At 48.6% G+C, this 25,631-nt stretch carries 23 protein-coding genes; 6 read left to right on the top strand and 17 right to left on the bottom strand.

From position 1 onward, the window contains the following. Positions 1 to 10: 10 nt before the first annotated feature. Positions 11 to 439 carry a DUF3995 domain-containing protein gene (locus ACN6NF_RS02965; protein ID WP_474314973.1) on the top strand — a complete coding sequence of 143 codons (429 nt, stop codon included), beginning with the start codon at positions 11 to 13 and terminating at the stop codon, positions 437 to 439. A gap of 14 nt (positions 440 to 453) precedes the next feature. On the opposite strand, the gene ACN6NF_RS02960 is transcribed toward ACN6NF_RS02965, so the two are convergent. Next, positions 454 to 1,677 carry an MFS transporter gene (locus ACN6NF_RS02960; protein ID WP_474314972.1) on the bottom strand — a complete coding sequence of 408 codons (1,224 nt, stop codon included), beginning with the start codon at positions 1,675 to 1,677 and terminating at the stop codon, positions 454 to 456. Between the two features lie 190 nt (positions 1,678 to 1,867). Between ACN6NF_RS02960 and ACN6NF_RS02955 the strand changes: the two genes are divergently transcribed. Further along, complete coding sequence (locus ACN6NF_RS02955) at positions 1,868 to 2,446, top strand: TetR/AcrR family transcriptional regulator (RefSeq protein WP_129548643.1); 579 nt, start codon at positions 1,868 to 1,870, stop codon at positions 2,444 to 2,446. A gap of 169 nt (positions 2,447 to 2,615) precedes the next feature. Here ACN6NF_RS02955 and ACN6NF_RS02950 read toward each other — a convergent pair whose 3' ends face one another. Beyond that, positions 2,616 to 3,038 (bottom strand): MarR family winged helix-turn-helix transcriptional regulator, encoded by a 423-nt coding sequence (locus tag ACN6NF_RS02950; protein ID WP_474314970.1) that lies wholly within the window; start codon positions 3,036 to 3,038, stop codon positions 2,616 to 2,618. Between the two features lie 166 nt (positions 3,039 to 3,204). Here ACN6NF_RS02950 and ACN6NF_RS02945 point away from each other — a divergent pair, with 166 nt between their 5' ends. Beyond that, positions 3,205 to 4,674 (top strand): MFS transporter, encoded by a 1,470-nt coding sequence (locus ACN6NF_RS02945; protein ID WP_474314969.1) that lies wholly within the window; start codon positions 3,205 to 3,207, stop codon positions 4,672 to 4,674. A gap of 178 nt (positions 4,675 to 4,852) precedes the next feature. Here the strand turns inward: ACN6NF_RS02945 and ACN6NF_RS02940 are convergent, their stop codons facing one another. The 9 genes from ACN6NF_RS02940 to ACN6NF_RS02900 form a co-directional block, all read right to left on the bottom strand. Then, positions 4,853 to 5,929 (bottom strand): Gfo/Idh/MocA family protein, encoded by a 1,077-nt coding sequence (locus tag ACN6NF_RS02940; protein ID WP_474314968.1) that lies wholly within the window; start codon positions 5,927 to 5,929, stop codon positions 4,853 to 4,855. 242 nt (positions 5,930 to 6,171) lie between these two features. Continuing rightward, positions 6,172 to 6,585: a DUF350 domain-containing protein gene (locus tag ACN6NF_RS02935; protein ID WP_474314967.1), complete on the bottom strand. Its 414-nt coding sequence runs from the start codon at positions 6,583 to 6,585 to the stop codon at positions 6,172 to 6,174. A gap of 70 nt (positions 6,586 to 6,655) precedes the next feature. After that, positions 6,656 to 8,089 (bottom strand): glutathionylspermidine synthase family protein, encoded by a 1,434-nt coding sequence (locus tag ACN6NF_RS02930; RefSeq protein ID WP_474314966.1) that lies wholly within the window; start codon positions 8,087 to 8,089, stop codon positions 6,656 to 6,658. Between the two features lies 1 nt (position 8,090). Beyond that, positions 8,091 to 8,429 carry a hypothetical protein gene (locus ACN6NF_RS02925; RefSeq protein WP_474315061.1) on the bottom strand — a complete coding sequence of 113 codons (339 nt, stop codon included), beginning with the start codon at positions 8,427 to 8,429 and terminating at the stop codon, positions 8,091 to 8,093. Further along, complete coding sequence (locus ACN6NF_RS02920) at positions 8,429 to 8,821, bottom strand: hypothetical protein (protein WP_474314964.1); 393 nt, start codon at positions 8,819 to 8,821, stop codon at positions 8,429 to 8,431. The genes ACN6NF_RS02925 and ACN6NF_RS02920 overlap by 1 nt, the downstream gene beginning before the upstream one ends. 253 nt (positions 8,822 to 9,074) lie before the next feature. Then, a complete protein-coding gene (locus ACN6NF_RS02915; protein ID WP_474314963.1) occupies positions 9,075 to 9,980 on the bottom strand; it encodes a M15 family metallopeptidase in 906 nt (301 codons plus the stop codon). Positions 9,981 to 10,131: 151 nt separating this feature from the next. Continuing rightward, positions 10,132 to 10,857 carry a phosphoribosylglycinamide synthetase gene (locus ACN6NF_RS02910; protein WP_474314961.1) on the bottom strand — a complete coding sequence of 242 codons (726 nt, stop codon included), beginning with the start codon at positions 10,855 to 10,857 and terminating at the stop codon, positions 10,132 to 10,134. Between the two features lie 20 nt (positions 10,858 to 10,877). Further along, on the bottom strand, positions 10,878 to 14,003 hold the full coding sequence (locus tag ACN6NF_RS02905) for a DEAD/DEAH box helicase (RefSeq protein WP_474314959.1): 3,126 nt from the start codon (positions 14,001 to 14,003) through the stop codon (positions 10,878 to 10,880). A 167-nt stretch (positions 14,004 to 14,170) separates the two neighbouring features. Next, positions 14,171 to 15,103 (bottom strand): helix-turn-helix transcriptional regulator, encoded by a 933-nt coding sequence (locus ACN6NF_RS02900; protein ID WP_474314958.1) that lies wholly within the window; start codon positions 15,101 to 15,103, stop codon positions 14,171 to 14,173. A gap of 102 nt (positions 15,104 to 15,205) precedes the next feature. Here ACN6NF_RS02900 and ACN6NF_RS02895 point away from each other — a divergent pair, with 102 nt between their 5' ends. Then, on the top strand, positions 15,206 to 15,745 hold the full coding sequence (locus tag ACN6NF_RS02895) for a dihydrofolate reductase family protein (protein WP_474314956.1): 540 nt from the start codon (positions 15,206 to 15,208) through the stop codon (positions 15,743 to 15,745). A gap of 84 nt (positions 15,746 to 15,829) precedes the next feature. Here ACN6NF_RS02895 and ACN6NF_RS02890 read toward each other — a convergent pair whose 3' ends face one another. From ACN6NF_RS02890 to ACN6NF_RS02880, 3 genes are read right to left on the bottom strand one after another with little or no spacing between them, the layout of a single operon-like run. Then, positions 15,830 to 17,125, bottom strand: a complete 1,296-nt coding sequence (locus ACN6NF_RS02890) for an ABC transporter substrate-binding protein (protein WP_474314954.1) — start codon at positions 17,123 to 17,125, stop codon at positions 15,830 to 15,832. Positions 17,126 to 17,172: 47 nt separating this feature from the next. Continuing rightward, positions 17,173 to 18,009, bottom strand: a complete 837-nt coding sequence (locus ACN6NF_RS02885) for a carbohydrate ABC transporter permease (RefSeq protein WP_165083508.1) — start codon at positions 18,007 to 18,009, stop codon at positions 17,173 to 17,175. Continuing rightward, positions 18,010 to 18,891, bottom strand: a complete 882-nt coding sequence (locus ACN6NF_RS02880) for a carbohydrate ABC transporter permease (RefSeq protein WP_474314953.1) — start codon at positions 18,889 to 18,891, stop codon at positions 18,010 to 18,012. Between the two features lie 208 nt (positions 18,892 to 19,099). On the opposite strand from ACN6NF_RS02880, the gene ACN6NF_RS02875 reads away from it, so the two are divergent. Together ACN6NF_RS02875 and ACN6NF_RS02870 are read left to right on the top strand one after the other, a co-directional pair. Continuing rightward, positions 19,100 to 20,914 (top strand): sensor histidine kinase, encoded by a 1,815-nt coding sequence (locus ACN6NF_RS02875; protein ID WP_474314951.1) that lies wholly within the window; start codon positions 19,100 to 19,102, stop codon positions 20,912 to 20,914. Positions 20,915 to 20,921: 7 nt separating this feature from the next. Next, complete coding sequence (locus ACN6NF_RS02870; protein ID WP_474314950.1) at positions 20,922 to 22,574, top strand: response regulator; 1,653 nt, start codon at positions 20,922 to 20,924, stop codon at positions 22,572 to 22,574. On the opposite strand, the gene ACN6NF_RS02865 is transcribed toward ACN6NF_RS02870, so the two are convergent. The 3 genes from ACN6NF_RS02865 to ACN6NF_RS02855 all read right to left on the bottom strand — a co-directional run bounded on the left by ACN6NF_RS02865 (position 22,504) and on the right by ACN6NF_RS02855 (position 25,528). Beyond that, complete coding sequence (locus ACN6NF_RS02865) at positions 22,504 to 23,091, bottom strand: GNAT family N-acetyltransferase (RefSeq protein WP_474314948.1); 588 nt, start codon at positions 23,089 to 23,091, stop codon at positions 22,504 to 22,506. The two genes, ACN6NF_RS02870 and ACN6NF_RS02865, sit on opposite strands and share 71 nt — an antisense overlap. Positions 23,092 to 23,201: 110 nt before the next feature. Beyond that, positions 23,202 to 24,326 carry an NADH-dependent flavin oxidoreductase gene (locus ACN6NF_RS02860; protein ID WP_474314946.1) on the bottom strand — a complete coding sequence of 375 codons (1,125 nt, stop codon included), beginning with the start codon at positions 24,324 to 24,326 and terminating at the stop codon, positions 23,202 to 23,204. A 251-nt stretch (positions 24,327 to 24,577) separates the two neighbouring features. Further along, on the bottom strand, positions 24,578 to 25,528 hold the full coding sequence (locus tag ACN6NF_RS02855; RefSeq protein ID WP_474314944.1) for a bile acid:sodium symporter family protein: 951 nt from the start codon (positions 25,526 to 25,528) through the stop codon (positions 24,578 to 24,580). Positions 25,529 to 25,631 lie beyond the last annotated feature (103 nt).

The raw sequence follows: 25,631 nt of genomic DNA, 5'->3' as shown, positions 1-25,631 counted from the left end.
AGGGTGTGAGATGTTGGAGTTACTTACATGGGCAGTTGGTGGAATTTTATTGGTACTGAGCGGCATGCATGTATATTGGGTATTCGGCGGGCAGAAAGGTGCTGAGGCAGCGATTCCAAGCACGGGAACGGATTTGCTCTTTAAACCCTCCAAAATAGGGACATCGATTGTTGCCATTTTACTAGCTTTCGCCGCTTGGTTCGTTCTGGAGTTAGGGAGAGTCGTACCATTACAGTTTTTCCATTTCTTCTATTCCTACGGTGCAGGCTTGTTGTCGTGTTTATTTATTTTACGTTCTATAGGAGATTTCAAATGGGTAGGGTTCTTCAAGAGAAAAAAAGGAACGGTTTTTGCAAAATGGGACACCGTGCTCTACTCGCCCCTTTGTTTTCTCTTGGGAACTGCCATTTTAATGATGATGCTTTTACGTACGGCATAGCCTAAAGATGATCTTTACCCGTTTTGTTTCTTTCGTACGTCTCCACTCGTTTCTTTCTCAGTGAAAAAGTACAGTAAAGCCAGCACAGGCAAGATGACTCCAATCAGAGCACTTAAATTCCAACCACCTAATGCGTAAGACCAACCACCTAATGATGATCCAATCGCTCCACCTATGAAAAAGATAGACATGAATAATCCGTTCAGACGCCCTCTCGCTTCACTTCCCAAGGAGTAAATAACACGCTGTCCAAGCACAAGGTTTCCCGATACAGCCATATCCAGTGTAATCGCTGAAATAAAGAGCAGGATGAGCGCAGCCGTCGAATGACTTTGAAAAATATAGATGACCAAAAAGGACAAGGCGGCAATGACCATAGCTAGCCCGGTTAATACTTTGCTCCAGCCTTTATCAGCCAATCTCCCGGCAATCGGAGCAGCTATTGCGCCGCCTACACCTACTAAAGCAAACAGTGCAATACCCTGCTGAGACATGCCAAAGTCATCCGCCAAGCGTAGAGGAACAACCGTCCAAAACAGGCTGAAGGCACCAAATAAGCAGGCTTGATATAGGGCACGACGACGCAATGCAGGCGTTTGTTTGAACAGAGTACCTAGTGAGAAAATCAGTTTACTGTAAGATACCGTAGGCACAGGCTTGCGCTCCGGAAGTGCTTTCGACAGGAGAATCGTCAACAACGTCAACACAATGGCTGACATAATAAATACGGCTTGCCATCCCCAGATGCTGGTTATGAAGCTTGCCAATGGACGTGCGAACATAATCCCTAGCAGGAGTCCGCTCATAACATTCCCGACAACCCGGCCGCGCTGCTCTTCGGATGCTAAATAGGTAGCATACGGCACCAGTATTTGGGCAACTACAGATCCAACTCCAATGAACAAGGATGCAGTCAGGAACAAGGTGGCATTGGGGGCGAAGGCAGCAACGAGCAACGCACAGACTGTAATGATGAGCGATACGATCATTAGACGTCGATTTTCAATAATGTCACTAATCGGTACGATAAACAGCAGTCCCACAACATAACCGATTTGAGTTAAGGTGACAATGAAGCCCGCTGTTGTGGAAGAAAGACCCAGCGCCACATGAATAGGCCCTACCAGGGTTTGAGCATAGTAAAGGTTAGCAACAATAAGGCCGCATGCCGCTGCCAACAGAAACATCATCCAATTTGAAATACGGTTACCTTCTACGGATTGTTGTTCTCTTTGCATGATAATCCTCCTCAATAATTTAAATACTGAACGTATAGTTCGTTAATTTGATAATCAAATAATATACTGAACGTTTCGTTTTGTAAATAGGCAAATTCAAATTTTTATTCTTACCCGATATTTGATATACTGAACGTATAGTTTACTTTTCTAAGTTTTCTTATATCTATGTAAGAAGGTGAGCATTCCAATGCAGAGTAAAAGAGGACGTCCGCGTAATGTTGAGTCGCAAAAATCTATTCTTACCGCTTCCTATGATCTACTGCTGGAGCAAGGCTTTGGGGCTGTTACGGTAGAAAAAATTGCTGAGCGAGCAAAAGTGAGCAAAGCCACCATATATAAATGGTGGCCTAACAAAGCTGCCGTAGTGATGGATGGTTTCCTGTCAGCTACCATGGCAAGATTGCCCGTACCTGACACAGGTCGTGTATTAGACGATATTCTTATTCATGCTACGAATTTAGTACGGTTCCTAATAAGTCGAGAAGGTAAAATCATTACGGAGTTAATTGGTGAAGGGCAGCTTGATCCAGGATTAGCAGAGGCATACCGAACACGATATTTCCATCCTCGAAGACTTGAAGCCAGACATCTAATTGAGCGGGGAATAGAGCGCGGGGAATTGAAGGAGCATCTCGATGTTGAATTATGTATCGATCTCATTTATGGGCCGATTTTTTATCGATTGCTGGTAACTGGTTATCCATTAGACGATGCCTATGTGCGACAATTAGTCATGAATGCGTTCGAAGGGATTAGCTTGGACTGAATTATGAATGCCATATAGCGGGATCATTTCTACCGTGCAATAAACCTTTAGATTGCACCAAGCAGCTACCACTGGGTATTCTCTGTGATGGCTGCTTTTTTCTTTTTTCCTTTTTCTTTTTTGCCTTTTTCTTTTACCCGCCGATCCTCTATGCTAACTCCTGATTTATTTATTCGTCAGGATCTGTACTAATCTTTTGCAGTAAGTCGATCAGAAGGTCCTCTTCCTCTTCGGATAAATTGTGGACAAGACTGGCATTGAGTTCATCCAATATTCCTTGTAAGACAGGAGCGAATTCTAACGCCTTGGCCGTGGGAGACACAAGTTGGGAACGACGATCATTCGGGTCCGTTTTACGTTCAATGTAGCCTGATTCCTCTAATTGTTTTACAGAGCGGGCTGTGGTTGCCTTGTCAAATTTAAGTTCATTCGTCAGCTGCTCCTGTGTAATGCCCGGCCGCTGTAAAATAAGCTTTAAGAAACTGTGTTGTCCCCCACTACCGATTCCGTAAGGAGCCAGTTTTTTTGACAGTATTTTTTGATTTCGACGGTACAGGTGGGAAATTAGCTTTCCAATCGGTTTTTTCCTCATCAAATACACCTCATTGGCTTGAAAATGGCAATCCCCAGCTGGGACCAAAACAAAGTTTACAATAATATTGTTGCGCACGCAACTAATTTGCTGTACACTAGAACCGTTCATTTAGTTGCGCATGCAACTAATAAAAAGGGCTGTCAACGATAAAGAGGTGTTCATAATGAGTTCAACTGCTACAACTGTTGCAACCTATCAAGAAAATATCGAAGTTCAGAAGAAACGTTGGATGATTCTGATTGTTTTGAATCTGTTTACGTTTATGTCCACCCTGGATGGAAGCATCGTTAATATTGCTCTTCCTGTGTTGTCCCGCACGTTACATTTACCTGTGGCACAGATTGAATGGGTGACAACCGCCTATTTAATGGCGATATGTACCGCTATTTTATTTTTTGGCAAGCTAGGCGATATGGTCGGTAAAATCAAAATATTCAAAATCGGCACAATCATATTCATTCTCGGCTCTCTATTGTGCGGTCTAAGCTCCTCACTCTCCCTATTGCTGATTTCCCGCATCATTCAGGCGATTGGAGCATCCATGACCATGGCGAACAGCCAAGGGATCGTAACAGATATCTTCCCGTCCACTGAACGAGGCAAAGCGCTTGGCCTCATCGGTACCTTCGTTTCTTTGGGCAGTATCGCCGGGCCGAGCTTGGGCGGTATTATTGTCTCCTCGCTGGGCTGGCAATACATTTTCTGGGTCAATGTACCGATAGGCCTGGTCGCTGTCTTTCTTGGCTGGAAGCTTCTACCGAAGGATCTGATCAAGGTGAAGGATAAGGTTGACGTTCCCGGCAGCCTGGTATTTGCTATTTTTATTCTGACCTTGTTCGTCGGATTGTTGCTGGGACAGCAGGTCGGGTATGGAGACGCAGGTATTATTGCTTCACTGGTGGTGGCTGTAGTTGCTTTTGCTGTATTCATTCGGTTGGAATTGCGTCGTCCGCAGCCGCTGTTACAGCTCGCATTATTCAAAAATCCATTGTTTTCGCTCAGTATTTTGTGTGCTTTTCTGGTGTTCGTCGCTAACTTCTGCTTTAACATCATTTCGCCTTTCTATGCGCAAAATATGCTGAACTTGTCGCCTTTTTATGCCGGATTTCTGCTGATGTTGTTCCCCATCTCTATGGTTATTGTAGCCCCGCTCAGCGGTGCGCTTTCCGATAAAATCGGGTCTGAACTGCTCACTTTCGCCGGGCTGGTCGTTATGGTCGTTGCCCAAATTGGATTAGCCCAGCTGCATGCAGGCAGCTCCATCCCGCTCGTCGGTCTGTGGATTGCCATGCTGGGTATTGGCAGTGGTTTATTCCAATCACCGAACAATTCGCTGATAATGTCCAAAGTACCCCGTACACAGCTCGGCTCAGCCGGAAGTGTTAATTCACTGGTGCGCAACGTCGGTATGGTTGTAGGGATCACGCTGGCCACATCCATTCTCTTTTATATTATGAGTAAAGAGGCTGGTTATCGGGTCACCGGGTTGGTTCCGGGTCACCCTGAAATTTTCCTGTCAGGCATGCATGTAGTCTTTATGACATCTGCGTCCGTCTGTCTTGTAGCAGCATTGTTAACAGGCTGGAGGCTGATCGGGGCTAGACGGGCAAGAACGCAGCAAGAAAAGAGATAGAGCCATCAGGAAGCAAACAGGCTAATTTATAAAAAGATTGTTTTACGGGTATATGGCACTGAACTGCAAGAGGACATCCCTTTCAAAGAACCCTTCTTGTAGCTCACAGCCGTATATCCTCTTTATTAATGCTGAAGGAAATTTCTCTAACTGTCCCTTATCCTCTTACCCTATCCTATTACACTTCTACTAAACGTCCGTTTTCTCTCCAGGATTGCAGTATTTTCTCAAGTACCCACTGATTCTTGTATCCGTCATCGAACAATGGGGCTCGATCTACGAACTCCCCCCTTGCCAGCTTAACAAAATCGCCATCGGCTGTATGATTATAGATTGCAGGAACAGCCCAAGTCTCGTATTCGGCATTCGGATGTTCCAGATCACGCAGCACGATGCGAATACTTTCCGGATTATTGAGACTAGCGTGCAGCGTACCGAGCTCACCGTAGATATCCACTTCGATGTCGTGACGTTTGCCGATGGCATTTTTATGAGTGATAAAGGTAGCCACGGTATTGTCGCCGATGATGCCATGAAAGGCGGCGAGATCTTCCACATCTACCTTTAGAGGCAGACCCGTGACCGGATCGGGCCGCTCAGGTGTAATGATATGTAGCAACGCCGCGACGCTTTTAAATTCACCAATCAGAAAACGGGCCAGATCAATAATATGTGAGGCAGTATCCCCCACGACTCCAGAGCCGGCCTTGGCTAAATTGTGTCGCCAAGTATACGGATGCTGACGATACGGTGAAAAAGCATCCATCAGATAACGGAATTGAATATTGTAGATTTTGCCCAGCTTTTGCTCATCCAGCAGTTGCTTGGTATATTGGAAGGCCGCTCCGTAGCGATGCTTGTAGTGAACCAGCAAAGGCACTGGATTCGCGTTGTACAGCTTTTTCAGTTGACCTGCCTCCGACCATGTGAGTGTCAATGGTTTTTCTGCCAGTACAGCTTTGTGTTCTTCCAGCGCAATCCGAATAATGTCAAAATGCACATCATTGGGTGTCAGCGACAGAATCGCATCTACCTCTGAGTCACGGATTAATGCTTCATAATGGGCGTACCGCTTGGAAGCAGGCAGTTGCAATTGCTCTCCGATGGCTTGAAGTCGGTTTGCGTTTACATCACTAACGGCCACAATCGATACCCCCGACATGCTGTTCAATGATCTGATGTGATATTCAGCGATCAGGCCCAAGCCGATGATACCCATCCGAATAGGTAAAATTGGGGAGGCAGAGGTACTCATATATTCAGAATTCCCTTCTCTACAAATTAGTTTGACATATCTGTCGCACATTCCTTTTTGCTATGCAGTATCACCCGTAGCTTGGTAGAATAGTCCCCGCCCGACGTGATCGTCGTAACTTTTACTGCGATAGACAGATACCAGCCAGCAAATACAACTCCTCATAAAAAAGGATCTGCAGCTCCGTTGTCCGGTTTTGCAGATCCTTTGTATCCCTTCTCTAATCAACTACATCATTTTGACTACATCAAAAATGTACCTACGACAAAAGATACCCCGATGATAATTGAGCGCAGTAGCTGGGCGAGAGCCACATTGCCTTTGGCAATTTCCTCGCACACCTTGGTGCGCGGCGTCACCAGATCAAAAATCACATAGACCAGGCACAGCACTACAATGCCTACGGCCGACCAGGTCAGCATATCGAGCCATGAATGGCTGCTATACGACACCATGCCCACGATGATACACAGGCCCAGCAACTTTGCCCCCATGTAGATACCAGCCGCTTCATTGCCGCGTGCGATTTCCTGATTATCGTTATAACGTGTCAGCAAGCTGAACACAAAATAACCTACGATTATGATGGCAAACAAGATAAGCAGGCCGATACCTACATTGCCCAATGCGTTGCCCAAATTGATATGAGAGTCCAATTTTCTTCCTCCTTATGATACTTATGAATAGAACAGAACTGTTCGAATATTGTACATTTTTCAATTCAGCTTATACAGCGGGCGGATTAGAAGATTCGTTGGCAACGGTGGCAGCGCAATAGTAGGCCATATCACCTGTTACCTTTTCACCGATTCGCGGCAGGACCCCTGCGAAACGCCCCCCGATCACGAATATACCTGTCAGTACGTAGCCTTGGAATGGTCCTTCCTCGGTCTGCACCTCTGCACTCTGCATAGGCCACAGCCGCTGATAAATCTTAGGCTGCCCCTCGTAATAAGCGGCAATATGTGCGGCTTCCTCCTGTTCAGGCGTTAGTGGAGCGTCCGCTTGATGAAGCAGATCAGGCTGGTCAGCCTTTGCATTTCCAACCTCTCTCAAGACGCCTTCCAGGCTCTTCGCTGATTCAGGATGTTCAATCAAATGCGTCCCTTTACCCTCTCGCCCCCATATACCTTTCGCCACATAAGGCTCTTTATTTTGCAGAAACACGGATGGCTCAAAATACGTAGGTAGCAGGTAGTTTCGTATTACCTCCAGCTCCCGGTCGTCAAACAAGCGAAAACCGCAGAACGCTGGTGTCTGCTCATTGCGCTCGTACAGCGACCATACGGTTGCGGTGAACCCTTTGCTCTGGGTAATGATATGCTGCGGCGGATTGATCAATCCTATTTTCCCGTCTGCCACCATCTCCATTAGCGCCTGACCCACCTCAAGCCCTGTGTCCTCTTCCCGATCATCAATTAGATATTCCAGCGGATACAGGCGATAGAGGATGTGAATCTGCTCTCCCCGGTGATACAATCCTTCATTCGGGATAATTTCCAGTTCTTCCAATGGCGCATAAACCACTTCAAACCCAGCTTGTTCACATAAACGCATAATATATTTGGTATTCGTCTGATCCTCGATATGCCAATCATAGCAAGTGAAGTGCACCTTTATCCCCAAACCCTTACGGCTATAAAAATGAATGAGCTCCGTCAAGGCAGACTGAATCGCCTCATCCATTCCAGATGAGGGTCCATGTAGAGCAATGTCATCCCCTGACATTCCCTCACTATGCAGCACCTCCAGCAGCTTTCCTTCTAGATAAGCCACCTCGGGAATCCCGGTTGGGGTGTCGGTGTTATTCTCAATGCATTTGATCCCCGCTTCCCCCACAATCCAGTCCTGACGGGTGATCCCATCCGGCGCGACCTCCATACGTGCCGCACGCAGCAAGCCTGGATGAATTCCCAGCCGCTCCACCAGGTATTCATCTGGCATATAGCGCTGGATGAATTGCTGAACCTTGCGATAAATACGATGCACCGCCTCAGAAGCAGCCTGAAGCTCTGCCAGCTCGCTTTCCCGATACACCGTTAAGGCCGGCATGCAATAGCACTTGCCGTACATGCGATGATACGGAATCATACGGCTGATTTCACCCTTAAAAAGCTCGTCATGTTCATAGGGTAATTGCCGAATCGTACGCATGCTCATCTTAACCCCCAGAAAAAAAGCCGCTGTGTGAGCCGCTGCTGCCAAAACCACTGTGTGAGCTGGATGATGAGGACGAGCTTCTGCGATAAGAACTGGAAGATGAACGACTGTTATGGTACGAGGAGCCTCCGCTATAATAGGTCGATCCACCATAATAATACCCGCTGCTGCCTGAATCCCGACAGGCCGTTTGCTCCGATACGGGGAGCTCGTCGCAGTCATAATATTCGTCGTCACCGCAACCCGTCAGAGCGGCCGGGACAGCCAACATCAGGGCAAAGGCCGCCATCCGTGCACGAGAGCCAGGCTTGGATTTCATGGTTTCCCAAGAATGCTCCATCACAGATCGACCTCCTTCACAAACAAATGCACCTTTTTCAGCTGAGGGTCCAATACTGAATATATAAATTCGTATGTTTTGCCACCCAACACCGTATAATGATCCAATAGCCGCTGGGCTAGCTCCAAGGTAAATACCGCACCTTCCCGCTGATCCATGCTACGGAACGCAGGCTCATGCCATACCCAGTACATGGCGCTGAATGTGGAAGAGTAGCCTCCCCCACTGGCCAGTACGAGGTCTGTGATCGACGCGCCGTAAGGCTTCGCACGTTCCCCCGTAAATTCGGTTACATAGACGGAATGATCCGTATGCTCCTCACTTTCATTCGAGGTATGCGCCCACAGTTTGTCATGGAGACGCGTAGCGTCTACGAGCTTGCGCAGGAACAACTCATCTCCGGATACGGATTCCCGTGTCAGGCTGCGCAGTTCCTTTTGAGTGTCTTCTGACCATTCGCGATACGTTAATGAATAATAAATGATGATTCCCTTCCCTTCCTGTACGCTTCTGTCATGAGGTTTACTATAAATTCAAGCTTCTGTCGTCGTTCACTATACGAGATTCTACCTTGAAAAGGTTCAATTTGGAAGAAAAATACGACAAAAAGCCGCAATCCCCAGGATTACGGCTTGGTTGTAGCGCCTATAGCTTGATATTGTTTTCGTCGAAATACTCCTCAAGTGTCAGCCCCTGCTTGGCAACATCCTCTGCAATGTCTACTCCCACATAACGGATATGCCAAGGCTCGTACACATAGCCGGTCACATCTTCCTTACCCTTCATATAACGAATAATAAATCCGTATTCCGGTGCATGTTGTTCTAGCCATTCGCCTTCCTTGGAAGCTCCGAAAGATTGCTCCAGCACATTGCCTACGCTGGGACTGGATACGTCAATGGACAATCCCGTTTGATGTTCACTCGTACCCGGTACAGCGCTGACTTTAGAGGCATATTCCTGCCCCTTTGTCTTTACATTGTTGTTGAAAATAGACACCTGACGCTTATAGGAACGGTATCCCGATACCGCACGTAGCTCAATGCCGTCCTTTTTTGCACCGTCGAACAGCTTCTCCAGTGCCTCTGCCGCTTCCTTACGCAAATGCCGCTTTTCATGCGGTCCCTCGAAGGAAAAAGGCACCTGCGGCTCCACCAGGTCATCCGGGACATAGCCCACAGGCAAGCTGCGCTTTTTGTTCACAACGACTGTATCTGAAGTCGCATTGGTGACAACCGCTGTTCCATCCTCTTCCTTAACCGTAGCTTGCAGCGCGCTCTGGCTCCGCAACGCCATCACAGGGTCGGCTTGTCCACTTCCAGTATCCGCGGAGGCTTGTCCAGCGCTAGTGCTGCTATTGCCTGCGTCCGGCTGGGTGGAAGGCTGTATATTCTCCTGTACCGCTGTAGACGACTTTAATGGCTCACTTTCCTGTCCACCTGATCCTCCTTGCTGGCAAGCTGCTAGCAATAGGCCCGGCAGGATCAGCCCCGGAATGAGCGCTTTGGTCCATCGCTGAGATGTGCGCGTCTGTTGTATATGTCGTTTCATGCTGGTATCTCCTCCAATATTGCAATTGATACATGATTTGCAGTGACTTTTCCGTTTCCCCATTGTAACTGAACTTTAGACACTCTTCGAAGCTGTTATCCTATCCAATGAAGGTGAACAAACTCGAAAAAGGAAGCATATACCCGAATTGTTATGGGTTATGACGTTTTTGCGGGATTGCAGCCCGGGCTCGCTCAGCTACGCGTTCACGTATGAGTTTCAATGCTTCTTCAGCACGGGGTAATCCCGGCAGCAAAGACGTAATATCCGTTTCCTTCTTGGAAGCAAGTTTCTGCGGCAGCCGGATTTCTATGGCATGAAAGCCTGCTCCGGGACGATGCAATGCTCCTTCGGCTGCGGATTCTGCGATCCATTCGCTAATCGCTGCCGATCCGCTGCGCCCGCCCTCCGCGCGTGAGGTAGACTCAAGCGCGGGGGACGTTCTCTGAACATGGGATAACTCTCCAGCCCAAGCACTAAACACGTAATCCAACAGCTCTTCCTGCGTCATTCCGATCAACGCCAGACAGTGTTGTGGCTCTTTTTCCAGTCCAGCCTGAAGAGCTTCCTTCACGTCTTCGACTGCATCCACTCCATTCTCTCTGCTGGAAATGGCGGTCTCAGCTGCGAGTTGAACAATCTCATCCAGTGATAGACAAGCTTCCCCTTTCAGGAAACGGTAGATGTCCAAAGGTTCCGCTTTTAGCTGCTCCAGCCATGCCCCTTGCTGTTCCAGGTTCAGTACAGGCACCGGGCCAGTCCATTGGACAGGATTCGCGAAGGGTACACCCGTCGATTCACCTTCCGGCCCATTTCCGTCTAATTCCACAATCCATCGACCGTCAGTTACTTTCAGCTTCACTCGCGGTCTCGTCATCGCCTTCATCCTTTCTCTGCTCACTCGATCCATACATCATTTTGCAACGCAATCAGACCGCGCAGTTCATCATCAGACATTTCGGTGAGCCAATGTTCACCCGAGCCGACAACCTGTTCGGACAGTGCCTTTTTGCTCTCGATCAGCTCGTCGATCCTTTCCTCCAGTGTCCCCTGACAGATCAGCTTGTGCACTTGTACATTGCGACTTTGACCAATACGGAATACCCGGTCTGTCGCCTGATTTTCGACGGCAGGATTCCACCAGCGATCATAATGAATGACATGGCTGGCACGCGTCAGGTTCAGACCCACGCCACCTGCACGCAAGGAAAGTACGAATATATTCGGTCCTTTTCCCTGCTGGAAGTTGTGAACCATTTCGTCCCGTCTGGTTTTCGCCAGTCCTCCATGCAGGAAATATGGCTCTTCTCCCAAAATCTTGGTCAAACGGGATACCAGCAGTTCTCCCATCGATACGTATTGGGTGAAAATCAGCGCCGATTCATCGTTCTCGCGAATGGTTTCTACCAATTCCAGCAGTCGCTCCATTTTACCCGAGTTTTCGGCTTTACTGTTGTCAGCACGGCCTTGAATGATCAAACCCGGGTGGTCACAGATTTGCTTCAACTTGGTCAGCGACGACAGAACAAGTCCTTTACGGGCCATACCAACCTGCCCATCCAGTGTTCCCAATAATTGATCCACCACGCCGCGGTATAATCCGGCCTGCTCTGGCGTCAGTACACAATAGGACTTCAGCTCCAGCTTCTCAGGCAAATCCTTGCGAATATCCGGATCGCTTTTGAGCCGGCGCAGCATGAACGGGGAGACGAGGCGGTGAAGCTCACGCAACGCAGACCCCCGTTCCTCTCCTGCCAGACTGTACCGCTGCCGGAATGAAGATGCCGTACCGAGGTACCCCGGATTCAGAAATTGAAAAATAGACCAAAGCTCGCTTAAGCGATTTTCTACCGGCGTCCCCGTCATGGCAATCCGATGTGGTGCGGACAGCTTCATGACGCTTTGTGCCTGCTTAGTGCGTGCATTTTTTATATATTGCGCCTCATCCAACACGATGGAAGACCAGTAGACCGCAGATAAATCGCTGCCGTCCCGGCCCGCCAAATGATAGGTAGTGAGGACGATATCATACTCGCGTACATTTTCCTGAAACTGCTCCCCATGGAGTCGCTGGTTGCCATGGTGAATATAAAGCGACAAATCCGGTGAAAAGCGCTTCAATTCCCGCTGCCAGTTGCCCAGCAAGGACGTCGGACAGATGATTAACGCCGGACGCTGATCCTCTGCTCCGATGCCACCATCGAGCAGACAGGTAATAACCTGAATCGTTTTACCCAGCCCCATGTCATCCGCCAGGCACACACCAAAGCCCAATCCGCGCATCGCAGCCAGCCATTGAAAGCCTCGCTCTTGATACGGCCGTAGTGCACCATGCAACGTCTCCGGCACAGGCCGTGGCTCAACAGAACGGAGTACCCCGCCCTCAGCCAAAGATGCAAGCAGTCCAGCGGATTCCGCGCCGAAGATGGACAAGCCCTTCCATGAGGCCTCGCCTGCACTTTCATTTTCCGCAGCCAGATGCATCCATTCGGACAAGCTCATTTCACCGTTCTCTCCGCGCTTGATAAAACGCAGCACCTGACGAATTTCCTTGGGATCTACCTCGATCCATTCTCCTCCGAGACGTACATATGGCAAATTGGCCGCGACGATGCTTTCCAGTTCCTCCATCGTCAAGGTCGTATTCCCCAGCACAGCCTCGGCATCAAACGAAATCATGCGGTTAATGCCAACGGACGATGTATCGGCGATCACACCATCTGGCTTGGCCCCCTGCTCTGTCGAGCGCATTTTAAACCGCAAGCCTGCACGTCTTCGTCCCTCTCGGCTCCAGCGTGAAGGCATTTGCACAGTGATACCGTTCTTTTGTAAAGAAGGTACGGCTTCCGTCAGGAAGCGGAAGAACATCTCCGGCTCCAGGGTCAACCCCTCGGGATAAGGGCGGTTTAATGCTTCCTGCAATATAGGTGCCGCTTCAGCCGCCTGTCCGAGCCTCGTCAGCAGTTGCGCCTGCACTTGACGGTACACAATCTCACCGCGAACCAGATCACGTTCAGGATGCGCCCACAATGCCAGAGCAGGTAGTCGTAGTCCAGGCTCAGCATCGCTTTCTGCCCAAAAGGTAATACGCCATTCCTGGACACTCTCTTCCAAAGAAGGCTCCAAACGAAGGCACAGACGCAATTGCCCTTCAATGGGTTCCTTGGCTTCCCGTTCCGTGACAGGCATCGTGCTTCCCTCAAGAGAGGACGCCTGAAGAACCAACTCCTCCATCTCAGCAGGCGTTCCCTGAATCGCAACCTGGCGCGAACCCGTCAACAGACTGTTCCACCACAGCTCCGCCAGTGGTGATCCTCCGCGCCGATAATCTGCCCGATATCGTCCCAGTTCACGATCTGACGCAGCCAGCACAGCGGTCGTTTCTGCATGAACGACCGCACACAAGAAGGAATACAGCACCATTCCAGCTGCATCCTCACGTGTTTCTGGCTCCTTGCCCGCAAAAACGGCCGGGGCTGCCATACAAACTGCCGGCATCGCTGCTGCCAGCTCATGAAAACGGCGGATGTCCTCCTCTTCGCGAAGCCGAGGAATCCACACCCCTACCGCCGCATCCGGACCGCGTCGCCGCGGCCCAGATGGACGCGCCTCTGTAAGTGATGGCACGATTTCCCCCCGTTGCATCAGCTCTAGTGCAAAATAAGCAGCCTTTTGCCAATATTGCATTTCCTCGCCAAGCGTAATGCCCGAAGCCGCACAGCCCTTCTCGTCCATGCGAGTCAGCAGAGCCAGCGTCTCGCGGGGTTCCAGCGCCAGGCCCTCCAGTGTACGCCCCAGCATGGAACGTCTCTTGCCACCTCTGCCCGCAGTTTCCAAGCGAGCATTGTTAGGTATCCGCACCTCGGCAAGACGCAACGCAGCCTGCCGAAACGGCCGAAGGTCTCCCTTCAGCGTCAGCCTGCGGATCACACTGCTCCACGCATCAATACGTGGTTCCGACGTCTCACCAGAAAAGCAAAAAAACACATCTCCGAGCCATATTCCATAAAGCGGTTGATTCATATCTGTCTCCCGTCCAGCCTTTTGAATTATTACTCTTCATCATATACGAAAACGGGCTCTTTTCAAAACTTTATCACAAAAATAATTGGAAAGTCATACGTTAATCACCTTAAATATTCATGTAATTAACTAGGAAAAGGGGGCTCCGAAATGCATGGCATTCCCTCTTATTCTTCATCATCTTTCAGATAAGGATTCAGGCTGTCTTGTAGCAATTTCCTGACCTGCATGCGCAGTTCTTTCGGATATACGACCTCGGCCTCTGGGCCGTATTTCAACAAAAGTCTGGATACATACCTAAACTCTTCAACGGGAATATGTCCCTGCCATTCCTGACCCAGCCCTTCCTGATGAGAGACATTGTGAAAGAGGGCATCTGATTCGGCCAGCCTGGCACCCAATGCGGTAAATTTTATTTTGGTTGGAATTCCTTTACGGGAATCCTCCGCATTCAGCCATTCTTGAAGGGTAGGAAGATGGTCCAAGGTTTCATCTAGCATCGTTATGGTGATCACCCGATCTGAACGGTACAGGATGATGCGGTCTTTGCTGTGTGCTGGCATATACCAATATCCGTGATCAAAATAAAGCCCAATCGGATATACCTGGGTCCACTTTGTCCCGGAAGCGGAGTGGTAGTGCATGTTCACCCTGCGCTTATTCAGCGCAGCCTCCAAAATGAGCGAGGTGTAGGGTGAGTCTGCGTGAGTGGGGATCATACGAAAAGAAATATAATCCTTTAATTGATCAATGTTGTCCTGTACGTCCTGAGGAAGCTCGGCATAATAATGCTCGGATAAATGTCTACGAACCGATCCAAAAGGGATATCCGGAATATCCTCCAGTAATTGCAGCATGAGGAAAAGACCCAAAGCCTCGTCGCGCGCAAGATGAAGGGGAGGAAGAAGCCGATTGGGAAGTGCCCGGTATCCGCCGTGAGGGCCCGTTTCGGTATACAGGGGTAGCCCGGTTTGCTGCAAATAGTCGAGATCTCTTTGTATCGTTCTGACAGAGACACCAAATCGTTCGGCCAACTCACGCGCCGTATATTTTTTTCGGGAATCCAGTATCCTCATAAGAGCAATTCTGCGTTCGTTCATAAGGTACTCCTCTAATAAAAATAATGTTTAAACGATTATTTTACTACGACAAAGTATGTCATAAATAGATTGTAACATAGAGATAGAAAGGAGAGATGAACGATGAAGGATTTGAAATCAAACGAAGTAGTACTGTATATCACCATGAGTCTCGACGGGTATATTGCGTTGCCGGACGGGTCGGTGGACTGGCTGTATGATGTCAAAGGAGATGGCGGGGACAATGGATATGCTGACTTTTATGACACCGTAGGTACGGTGCTGATGGGCAGAATGACGTATGAGGAAGTGTTGAAGCTTTCGGATGATTTTCCTTATGCCGGAAAGCCTTGTTATGTACTCACCCGGTCATTAACGGAGCAACAGCAGGCACCACACGTTACATTTACGGACGAGGCTCTGTCTGAGCTAGTTCCGCGTCTGCAAAAACAATCGGAAGGTTTGGTATGGCTAGTAGGTGGAGGTCAGTTAGTTCAGGCCTTCATGCAGGCTGGACTGCTGGAAAAGGCAATCATTGCGATCATTCCTAAAGTGCTTGGACAAGGAATACCGTTATTTCCAGAAGGAACACTACCAAGTACATTTGAACTCCAAGAAATAGAACGCCGCGGGGATATTGTACTGCTTTATTATAATGTATAATTATGTTTACGAAAAAAGCCTTCGTATGCTCAGGATCATGCAATTTCCCTGACATGCGAAGGCTCTTCCGCGTATTTCATTGAATTATTTGGTCTTCAAATTATCCCATGTTCTTTGGAAATCCTCGAACAGCTTCCCAGCATCCGATTTACCTGCCACATAGGCTTGCATTTGACTTCCGAATTCTTGCTGCGCTCCTTCAGGATAACGGCTAAAGAACCAGCCCAGCAGTTTATTTTCCTGACTGTATTTCACCACTTCGGCACCCAGTTGGCCCATATCGGCCTCTTCCCCTTTGATGCTCTTGAACGCTGGAATGAACTTAAATTCCTTGGTGATATACTTTTTCCCTTGCTCGGAGGTCACCATCCAGTTTAAGAACTCTTTGGCCTCGGCTTTGACAGACGAATTTTTATTAACCACCCAGTTATTGGCGACACCTACAAACAGCTTATCTCCGGCTGTTGCGTCTTCACCAATCGGCATAGGCAGAATACCCAGATTCAGCTTCGGATTAATTCCGTCAATTTGGACCTGAGTCCAGTTCCCTTGCTGCATCATGGCAGCCTTGCCAGTGGCAAAGTTCGTTACCTGCGTATTGTAATCGGTCGTGAGCGGCTTCGAATTGCCATACTTAAGCGTCAGATCGAGCAGCTTGATCCACTCGGCGAATACAGCATTGCCCGGAATTTTGGCTGTGCCATCATTCAGTCCCTTGACGAAGCCCGAAGGGTCTGGCTGATTAGCAAATGCCACGTTCAGCAAATGATTGCCCAGCACCCAAAACTCCTGGTATCCGTTGGAAAAAGGTGTGATCCCTGCGGCTTGCAGCTTTTGCGCAGCAGCCTCCAGCTCGGACAGCGTTTTAGGAGGATCGGTGATTCCAGCCTTTTTGAACAAATCCTTATTATAAATAAAGCCGTATCCTTCCAGATTCATTGGCTGACCGTACAGCTTGCCATCCTTGGTCATCGGTTCTTTGGCGACATCGACCACATCACCAACCCAAGGCTGGTCTGATAGGTCCTCCAAATATTCCAGCCACGTATCCAGCTCACGATAACCGCCGACGTTAAAAATATCCGGTTGTTCGCCAGAGGCAAATTTGGCCTTTAACGCCGCCCCATAGTCACTGCCACCGCCTACAGTCTGAATGTCGAGCTTGATTCCCGGGTGAGTCGCCTCATATTCTCCTTTCATGCGATTTAGTGCTTCTGCAATCTCTACCTTGAACTGAAAAATGTGAATGGTTTTCTCCTTAACTTCCTCATTGCTTGCATTTTGCCCCCCACTGCTGTTACAACCCGCCAAAACCAGAGCAAAAGCTGCAAAAAGCAAAATCAGTGCCTGTGCTTTCTTCTTAAAAGTATGCGTTTTCATTTTGATGTTCCTTTCTATTCTAGGTTTCATAGCACCATAATCAACACTCAACCTTTAACCGAACCTGCCATAATCCCTTGTATAATATATTTTTGCATGGCCAGAAAGAATGCGATCACCGGCAAGATGCCGAGCACCAGAGCAGGCAAAGCCAAATCCCACTGCTTCGTATATTGTCCGAAAAAGGCATAGGTTGCAATCGGAATGGTGCGTAGTTCAGCCTTTTGCAGCACCAGAGAAGGCAGAAGATAGTCATTCCAGATCCAGAGTGTATTCAAAATAATAACCGTTACCATCATGGGCAGCATCAACGGATATACAATCCGGAAAAACACCCCGTAAGGCGTGCAGCCGTCTACTGTAGCCGCTTCTTCCACCTCGACTGGTACACCTTTGACGAATCCGTGAAAGAGAAAGATGGACATAGGTGCCCCGAATCCCAGATAACAGATCACCAGACCACTAATGCTGTTCATTAAATCCAGCGTACTTACAACCTTGACCAAAGGAATCATCACCGATTGGAACGGAATGACCATCGCAGCCACGAACAGGCTGAACAGCACCCGATTGTAGCGTGTTGGATGCCGAACCATTCGATAAGCAGCCATTGAGCTGATCAGTACGAGCAGCAGATTGCTGACCACCGTAACCACGAATGAGTTCCATAACGCTTCAGGAAAGCGCGTAATGCTCCAAGCTCTAGCATAGTTGCTCCATACAAACGTCTGTGGCCAGGCCGCAGAATCAGTAAGCAGGTCACCAAAGCTTTTGACCGAATTCACGAACAAAAAGTAAAACGGGACGAGGAATAACAATGCAACGAGGATCATCACCAACTCGGTCGCCCAGGTTCCAACGCGGTAGCGATTGTTTGTTTCCATTTACGATTCCACCTCCCGGCTTTTCGTCAGACGTACCTGAAGGCTCGTAACGAGAGCAACAATGATAAAGAAAATAAGTGCTTTAGCCGTTCCCAACCCATAACGATTATTGACAAACGCCTCATTGTATATATTGAGTGCCACTGACTCTGTAGAACCAAAGGGACCACCCTTCGTCAACGACAGGTTGAGATCGAACATTTTAAACGACCATGATATCGCCAGGAAGAGACATACCGTAATGGCGGGCATGATCAAAGGCAGTATAATGGACCGCAAGATTTGCATCCGGCTCGCTCCGTCAATCTCGGCTGCCTCCAGCATATCTCGGGGCACGTTGGTCAGGGAAGAGATATAAATCACCATTAAATATCCGGCTGTTTGCCAGATAAACACGATCACAATGCCCCAGAAGGCCGTAATCTCATCACCCAGCCAGGACAGATTGAAGAAGGACAACCCCGTACTCTCGCCGATCGCTGCAAATCCCTTGACGAAAATAAACTGCCAGATAAATCCGAGCAACAGACCTCCAATCACATTAGGCATGAAAAAAATAGTTCGAAGCACATTTTTTGTTTTTAGCGGCTTGGTTAGAAAATACGCCAGCAGAAAACCAAAAATATTGGCAGCTACCACTCCAATCACCGTAAAACGGACCGTAAACCAGAACGCTGTCCCGAATTTGTCATCGTTCCATAAGATATGACTGAAATTGTCCAGTCCGACCCATTTTGCCTGATTGGCTACCCCATTCCACTCTGTAAAAGAATAGTACATTCCCAGCATGAAAGGGATTACAATAATGATAACGAAAAATAACGTCGATGGCCCTACAAAAATCCATTGCTGGAGCCATTGCGACGACTTGGCGCGATTCAAACCGATCCCCCCTTTGTTGTGTCTATTGGTGTCTGGAACGCTCCAACGGCTTCCTTACAAGCAACATAGACGCTTTAGCCGTATGGATATGCGATTCACATGTTCATTATGTCGAATTAGCGCTCTGGAGAACACGCAAGATCGTGAACCATTAAGGGGGAAAATATTGACCTCCGGCTTGCCTAGAATTGTGAAAGGAGCTACCTGCATGAAATTTCATAGCATTCGTTCTCGCCTAATCTGGTTTCTACTCATTGCGGTCACCCTTCCGCTGCTACTTTCAATGACCATGACCTTCATCCTCACCAAGCAATCCTTGCGGGAACAGGCCACCCAAGAAAATGAGCGGCTTATTTTTCAGGGAATTACGAATCTGGATAACTATTTACAGGGATTAAATCGCGCATCGATCGGAGTCTATAATGACCCTCATTTTCTGCGCAACCTGGCTAAAATTCCGGATGATTACCGGGCCGTTGCCGAAATTTACACCACGCTGCAAACGATGATGAATGCTTCCACAGGCATTGACCAGGTGTACTTGCATTCGTTTGAGGCTGGGCAATCTACGCTGATTACCAGTACGGTTCCTCTACGGGAGTTCCGGCTGGAGCCCTTTACCGGTTCTATTCATTACGGTCCTTCCGGAATGTTCATACAACCCTCGCACATAAAGCATTTGTACGGCTTTTCGGCGGTTTCCTATACAGAGCACAGCACAGAGCGGCAGGTATTTACACTCCACCGGGCGATTCGGAACATTCCATCTTCGGAAACGCTTGGGGTGCTGGCTATAGATGTTGATTTGGAGTCGCTGCGCAGTATTTGCCGTCAATTATATGATGCGGATACAGAGGAGCTGTTTTTAATTGATCGGAACGGAACAATCATCTATAGCGGAAAAGAATCATCCATTGGAACACACTGGAAGGAATCTGGCCTGCTCAAGCGAATTTCTAAAGAAGACGAGCACGGTGTAATTGAAGATGATACAGCCCTGCACGTATATGGCAAATTGGATGCCAACCTGTCAGGCTGGACACTCGTCAAGAAAATTCCTCATCGCACGCTTTATTTGCGGGCTACCCAACTGACCCAGATCAATGCGGTCATTACAGGCGCGGCGTTGCTGCTCGTTATTGTCGCCACGTTATGGATTTCGATAAAAATTACGGAACCTATCAAGCGATTGACTCGCTACATAAACCAGATTCAGTCCGGTCAGCTGGATGTAGACATCCGAGCCATGAGCAACGATGAGATTGGAGTGCTGTCGCGTCGCTTCAGGCAGATGATGGATACCATCAATAATCTTATTTTGCAGGAATACAAGCTGGAACTGGCTAACAAGACACATCAATTGAAAGCGCTTCAGGCACAGATTAATCCTCATTTTTTATATAATACGTTACAATCTATTGGAACACTGGCTTTACAGCATGAGGTGCCGCGAATCTATTCTCTGCTCTCTTCCCTTGCCAAAATGCTGCGCTATAATATGCGGGATCATACGGTTGTTACACTCAAGGAAGAGGCTGAGCATGTAAAACAGTACCTTGATTTGCAAAAGGAACGCTTCGGTGAGCAATTAGAGGTCACATACCAATGGGATGATGAAGTTCTGAATGATCGGGTACCTAAAATGATTCTCCAGCCGTTGGTGGAAAACTACTTTAAACACGGGGCCGATCCTCGGTTGGGGCCTGGTAAGATTCGCATTACAGCCTACCGAATCCGGGAAGGCATCGTGAGGATTGAAGTGGAAAATAACGGCACATCGATTCCACAAACCGAGTTGGAGCAGCTTCAGCATATGCTGAAACGTCCGCTAAAAGCCCATGAGGAATCAGACACTAGCGAGCAGAACTCCATTGGTCTTCGTAATGTCCTATTACGTATCCAGCTTCACTCGGAGGATGGTTCTAATACCCTGTGTGTAGACAATATTCTGCCTCATGGCGTTCGTTTTACACTTGAAATTCGCACCGAATCTCATACAGAAATTCATATCAAGGGAGAGTGATCTGTCAATGAAGGTCCTGATTGTGGATGATGAAAAGCATGTACGTCACGCCATTCGGATGCTTGTACATTGGGAAGCTTACGGTGTGACCGAGGTGATCGAGGCTGAATCAGGCGATCAGGCGATTGAGGTCATTACCGCACTTTCCCCACCCGTGGTACTCACGGATATGCGAATGCCTGGTAGAGATGGAGTAGCCTTGATGGAGTGGATTCAAGCGAATTCTCCAGCTACCAGAGTCGTGGTGGTCAGCGGCTATGATGATTTTGAGTTGGTTCGGCAGGCCATTCGCCGGGGAGGCATGGACTATATTCTTAAGCCCGTAGATCCGGTAGAGATCAATGAGGCGGTTAGTAAAGCCACTCAAGCTTGGCGGACAGCGGAGCAAGACCGGAACAGGCAGACCATGCAGGCTATGGAGGTCAACCGGATGAGACCGCACTATGCTGATAAACTCCTGACCGAACTCATTTCCGGTACGGCGCTTTCCATCACTCCCTTACGTGAGGAACTGCGCCTCCCGACAGCTATTCAGAGCTGTAATGCAGCAGTGATGAGTACCACTCAACTGGAAGCCGATATACTGGACAAATATAAAACGCGTCGCGCGCTTCTAAGCTTTTCCCTCATTAACATTTGCAACGAATTTCTGGGTACCTCTCAAACCGGAGTTGCATTCCGTCATCTGGAGCGTACGGATGAAATTATTCTGCTATATTGGGGCGAGCCGGCTCGATGGCCAGTGCTCTTGCAGGACATTCACGCAGGGATTAGGACGGCGCTACGATGCTACATGCACATCGGGGTTGGTTCTTTCGGAACCTTTCCGATGGGGGCAGCCTCAGCCTACCAAGAAGCACGGCAAGCGCTGTGGAAACGGGATGTGCTGCAGGCTACCGACTGGATGCACCAGAGTTCTCCGGCACGGCAGACCGTTCGTCTTCCCCAGTTGCCTGAGATGGAAGAGGAACTACGGCTTAGTGCGCTCAGCTGTAATGCCAGCCGCGTATCTATAGCGGTAGGCAGTTGGGTAGCAGCCGTAGCCGTACTGCCTTCGGTTACAGCAGAGCAGCTAGCCGGCTGGAATCAAGAGCTGGATTGGATGCTAGCTCGCTGGCTGAATGACAGACCTGGAGATGCCGAAGGCGAGGAACTGACAGATGAGTCGAGCACCATTCCTGCCTTGCCGGTCGACAACCGCGGCATGCTTTCCCTGCCTTTATGGAAAAAACAGATCGAAAATCGATTGCTGGCAGCCGGTCAGGCACTTACACCAAGCCATAGTCCAAACAACCCGACGATCCGTGATATTGCCCGCTATCTGGATGCTCACTACGACGAGGACATTTCTCTACAGGATATAGCGAGCCGCTTTTACCTCAGCCGAGAATATATTTCTCGTAAATTCAAGCAGGAGTACGGGGTTAATCTGTCGGATTATTTGTGCCAGATCCGGATGGGCAAGGCAAAGCTGCTACTGCTGAATGACAAGCTGCGGCTTCATCATATTGCCGGTATGGTCGGATATCAGGATGAGAAATACTTTGGCAAAGTGTTCAAAAAACTTGAGGGAGTCACGCCTGGCGAATTCAGAAGGCGCCATTCTGCAAATCCTCAGCCGTTATCGCATATAACACATGATCTTCCCACACACCGTTAATTTTCAAATAGTTGAGAGCCAGTCCTTCGCGGCGAAATCCCGCCTTTTCCATCACTCGATGGGAGGGGGTATTTCTTGGCATGACTCCAGCTTGAATACGGTGTAATTCCAAATCATTCAGGGCGTAGCGGACAATATCCTTTACTGCCGAGGTGGCATAGCCTTGTCCGTGATATGCAGGATCTACGAAGTAGCCCAGATTGGCGTTTTGAAAGGGACCTCTAGCGACACCAGACAGCTCCATTCTGCCGATTAGCTTATCATTTTCCGGCAAAAAAAGTCCGAACGTATATCCCTGTCCAGCTTGCGCTGCTTCCAAGCCGTTGGAAATCAAACGCGCCTGTTCTTCCAGGGTAAAGTAATGTTCAGGTCGTTCTGGCTCGAATGGTTTGAAAAACTCAAAATGTTGGCGTCTAATTTCTAATAAACGTTCTGCATCCTTTACTTGTAAAAGCCGAACCTGTAGACCTGGATGGGTGGACTTCATCGAAATCACACCATTCGTTTCATGGGACATTATCATTACCTTCTCTCAATGTTATTCCTATGTAATTGTAATTCACGGTCACGAGACAAGAAAATACCCCAGGCACATACAAGTAGCCTAGGGTATTTATTATTTAAAACTTAGTCCGTAACAGGCAACCACCCTGGAATGGTCGTCAGCGCACCCCACAGGTAATCAGGAATGACCAGCTCCTGCTGGGCTTGCTTGGATAATGTCGTGCGAATGGTATCTTCTGTGCCATTTTGCACTTTCTGAACCCATTGCGGCTCCATCAGCAACGGACGTCCCAGCGAAACAAGTGGTACACCTGTCTCCAGCGCTGCAAGCGCCTCGTCCGGTGTATTCAGTGAACCCACTCCCATGACTGGCACACGTTTCCCAACCTTCTCATGGATCAGAACCGTACGTGACCGTTCGTCACTGCGGTCGCGGAACGAGCCGCCGAAGAAATGATTCACGGAAATGTGCAGGTAATCCAGCCCTTCGTCCGCCAGACGGTCTACAAGCACCATCGTATCATCCAGTGTGATGCCTGGCGTGTGTCCTTCCTCAGGAGACAAGCGGTATCCGAAGATGAATGGACGCTTCGCATGCTCTGCGATCACCTTCTTCACTTCGTGAACAATCGCCAACGGGAAGGTCAACCGTTTTTCAAGGCTTCCTCCCCATTCATCGGTACGAATGTTGGAATGCGGGGAGAAGAACTGTTGCACCAGGTAACCGTTCGCTCCGTGAAGCTCCACACCATCATAGCCTGCTTCAATCGCGCGGCGAGTTGCTTCGCCATAGGCGCGGATGACGCGGTGGATATCGTCAGATGTCATTTCACGCGGCACAGGTGCGCCTTCTTTTTCCTCAGCTACTGCGCTTGCACTGATCGGTTGTCCGTCTGGAATCTGATCCGGTGGACACAGACGGCCACCATGATAGATTTGCAGGATCGCTTTCGCGCCCTCCTGATGAATCGTATCCGCCAGACGACGCAGGCTAGGAATCATATCATCCTTGTCCGCACCAAACTCATTAACAAATCCTTTGCCATCTGGAGTTACATACACACATGCGGTGATAACCGCGCCCACACCACCTGAACGTTCACGGTAGTATGCCAGTTCCTCGTCGCTGACTTCTCCATTTTCGTGGGAAGCAAAGTTAGTCATAGGGGCCATCGTAATGCGGTTCTTCAATGTAACCCCGGATGGCAGGGTAAAAGCTTCAAATAAAGGATTATATTTCGGGTTCATTCGTTCTCTCTCCTTCAGTTTAAGTCAGATCAGATCATATAGGGCTATTGAGCATGAAGTGAATACGAATTCGATATCATTTTCCTTCCATGACGAAACCTCTTTGGCTGTTGCTTACTTAAATACAGTGGTTATAATAACCACAGTATAATGATCCACCCTTATAAAGTCAAATCTAACCTTTTTGATCTCCCTTAAACTGTCCGGAAAATCCGAATTTTAGCCACTTTTCATCAACTACTGACCATCGTTTATTTGCTTCCGGCCATGCTATCTTTCTCCTCCCGGCGGGAAAACCAGGTCGCCAGCAACGAGCCGGAAATATTATGCCACACGCTAAAAATCGCACTCGGTACAGCAGCAATCGGATTAAAATGAGCTGCTGCCAAAGCAGCGCCCAGCCCGGAATTCTGCATTCCTGTTTCCAACGTAACGGCTTTACGTTTGGAGAGATCCATGCCGAATAGCTTGGCAAACCAATATCCGAGCAGAAAACCGATACCGTTATGCAAAATAACCACAGCAAAAATAATCGGACCTGTCTCCAAAATCTTGCCTTTGCTGCCTGCAACCACAATAGCCACGATGAGTACAATCGCCATGGTTGAAATGAGCGGCAGCGCCTTGACACTGGCTTCCGCCTGTTTGCGGAATAGTGATTTGACGATTACACCCAGCACAATAGGGACAATAACCACGATGAGAATATCCATGATCAACGACTTCGCATCAATATTCATCCAGCGTCCGGCAAGCAGACTAATCATCGCCGGGGTCGCCAGTGGAGCAATCAGCGTCGACACTGAAGCAATCGATACACCAAGCGCCACGTCGCCTTTAGATAAGAGCGTCATTACGTTGGATGCAGTTCCACTCGGACAACAGCCAACCAAAATGACACCCACCGCAATATCCGGTGGAAGCTGCAATACTAATGCCAATACAAAGGCGAGAAATGGCATAATTAGATAGTGGCCTACCACTCCTATAGCCACATCCACTGGACGCCGGAATACTTCACGAAAGTCGGCCGCAGATAAAGTCAGCCCCATCCCGAACATGACAATGCCCAAAAATAACTGTATGTATCCTTTCAACCCGGTAAACGCCGTAGGAAAGAAAAATCCCAAACATGCAAACAAAAGTACCCAGATGGAAAAGGTCCCACCTACAAATTTCCCTACTCTCTCTAATCCTCTCATTCTACTGATCTCCTTACTTCTATATAAGTTGAATTTAAGAAAATTCAGTTTATATAGTGCTTAAAATTTTTACCATTGTACTACATATGAATGCATATACATA

This window comes from Paenibacillus sp. TSM33, from assembly GCF_056099025.1.
This window is presented reverse-complemented; position numbering and strand designations above follow the sequence as displayed.

Bases quoted from the DNA above. Each gene is read 5' to 3' on its own strand.
- ACN6NF_RS02930 (WP_474314966.1), bottom strand. From the start codon at position 8,089: ATGAGCATGCGTACGATTCGGCAATTACCCTATGAACATGACGAGCTT.
- ACN6NF_RS02865 (WP_474314948.1), bottom strand. From the start codon at position 23,091: ATGTCCCATGAAACGAATGGTGTGATTTCGATGAAGTCCACCCATCCA.
- ACN6NF_RS02940 (WP_474314968.1), bottom strand. From the start codon at position 5,929: ATGAGTACCTCTGCCTCCCCAATTTTACCTATTCGGATGGGTATCATC.
- ACN6NF_RS02890 (WP_474314954.1), bottom strand. From the start codon at position 17,125: ATGAAAACGCATACTTTTAAGAAGAAAGCACAGGCACTGATTTTGCTT.
- ACN6NF_RS02910 (WP_474314961.1), bottom strand. From the start codon at position 10,857: ATGACGAGACCGCGAGTGAAGCTGAAAGTAACTGACGGTCGATGGATT.
- ACN6NF_RS02895 (WP_474314956.1), top strand. From the start codon at position 15,206: ATGAAGGATTTGAAATCAAACGAAGTAGTACTGTATATCACCATGAGT.
- ACN6NF_RS02870 (WP_474314950.1), top strand. From the start codon at position 20,922: ATGAAGGTCCTGATTGTGGATGATGAAAAGCATGTACGTCACGCCATT.
- ACN6NF_RS02945 (WP_474314969.1), top strand. From the start codon at position 3,205: ATGAGTTCAACTGCTACAACTGTTGCAACCTATCAAGAAAATATCGAA.
- ACN6NF_RS02955 (WP_129548643.1), top strand. From the start codon at position 1,868: ATGCAGAGTAAAAGAGGACGTCCGCGTAATGTTGAGTCGCAAAAATCT.
- ACN6NF_RS02855 (WP_474314944.1), bottom strand. From the start codon at position 25,528: ATGAGAGGATTAGAGAGAGTAGGGAAATTTGTAGGTGGGACCTTTTCC.
- ACN6NF_RS02965 (WP_474314973.1), top strand. From the start codon at position 11: ATGTTGGAGTTACTTACATGGGCAGTTGGTGGAATTTTATTGGTACTG.
- ACN6NF_RS02950 (WP_474314970.1), bottom strand. From the start codon at position 3,038: ATGAGGAAAAAACCGATTGGAAAGCTAATTTCCCACCTGTACCGTCGA.
- ACN6NF_RS02900 (WP_474314958.1), bottom strand. From the start codon at position 15,103: ATGAACGAACGCAGAATTGCTCTTATGAGGATACTGGATTCCCGAAAA.
- ACN6NF_RS02925 (WP_474315061.1), bottom strand. From the start codon at position 8,429: ATGGAGCATTCTTGGGAAACCATGAAATCCAAGCCTGGCTCTCGTGCA.
- ACN6NF_RS02915 (WP_474314963.1), bottom strand. From the start codon at position 9,980: ATGAAACGACATATACAACAGACGCGCACATCTCAGCGATGGACCAAA.
- ACN6NF_RS02860 (WP_474314946.1), bottom strand. From the start codon at position 24,326: ATGAACCCGAAATATAATCCTTTATTTGAAGCTTTTACCCTGCCATCC.
- ACN6NF_RS02875 (WP_474314951.1), top strand. From the start codon at position 19,100: ATGAAATTTCATAGCATTCGTTCTCGCCTAATCTGGTTTCTACTCATT.
- ACN6NF_RS02960 (WP_474314972.1), bottom strand. From the start codon at position 1,677: ATGCAAAGAGAACAACAATCCGTAGAAGGTAACCGTATTTCAAATTGG.
- ACN6NF_RS02905 (WP_474314959.1), bottom strand. From the start codon at position 14,003: ATGAATCAACCGCTTTATGGAATATGGCTCGGAGATGTGTTTTTTTGC.
- ACN6NF_RS02885 (WP_165083508.1), bottom strand. From the start codon at position 18,009: ATGGAAACAAACAATCGCTACCGCGTTGGAACCTGGGCGACCGAGTTG.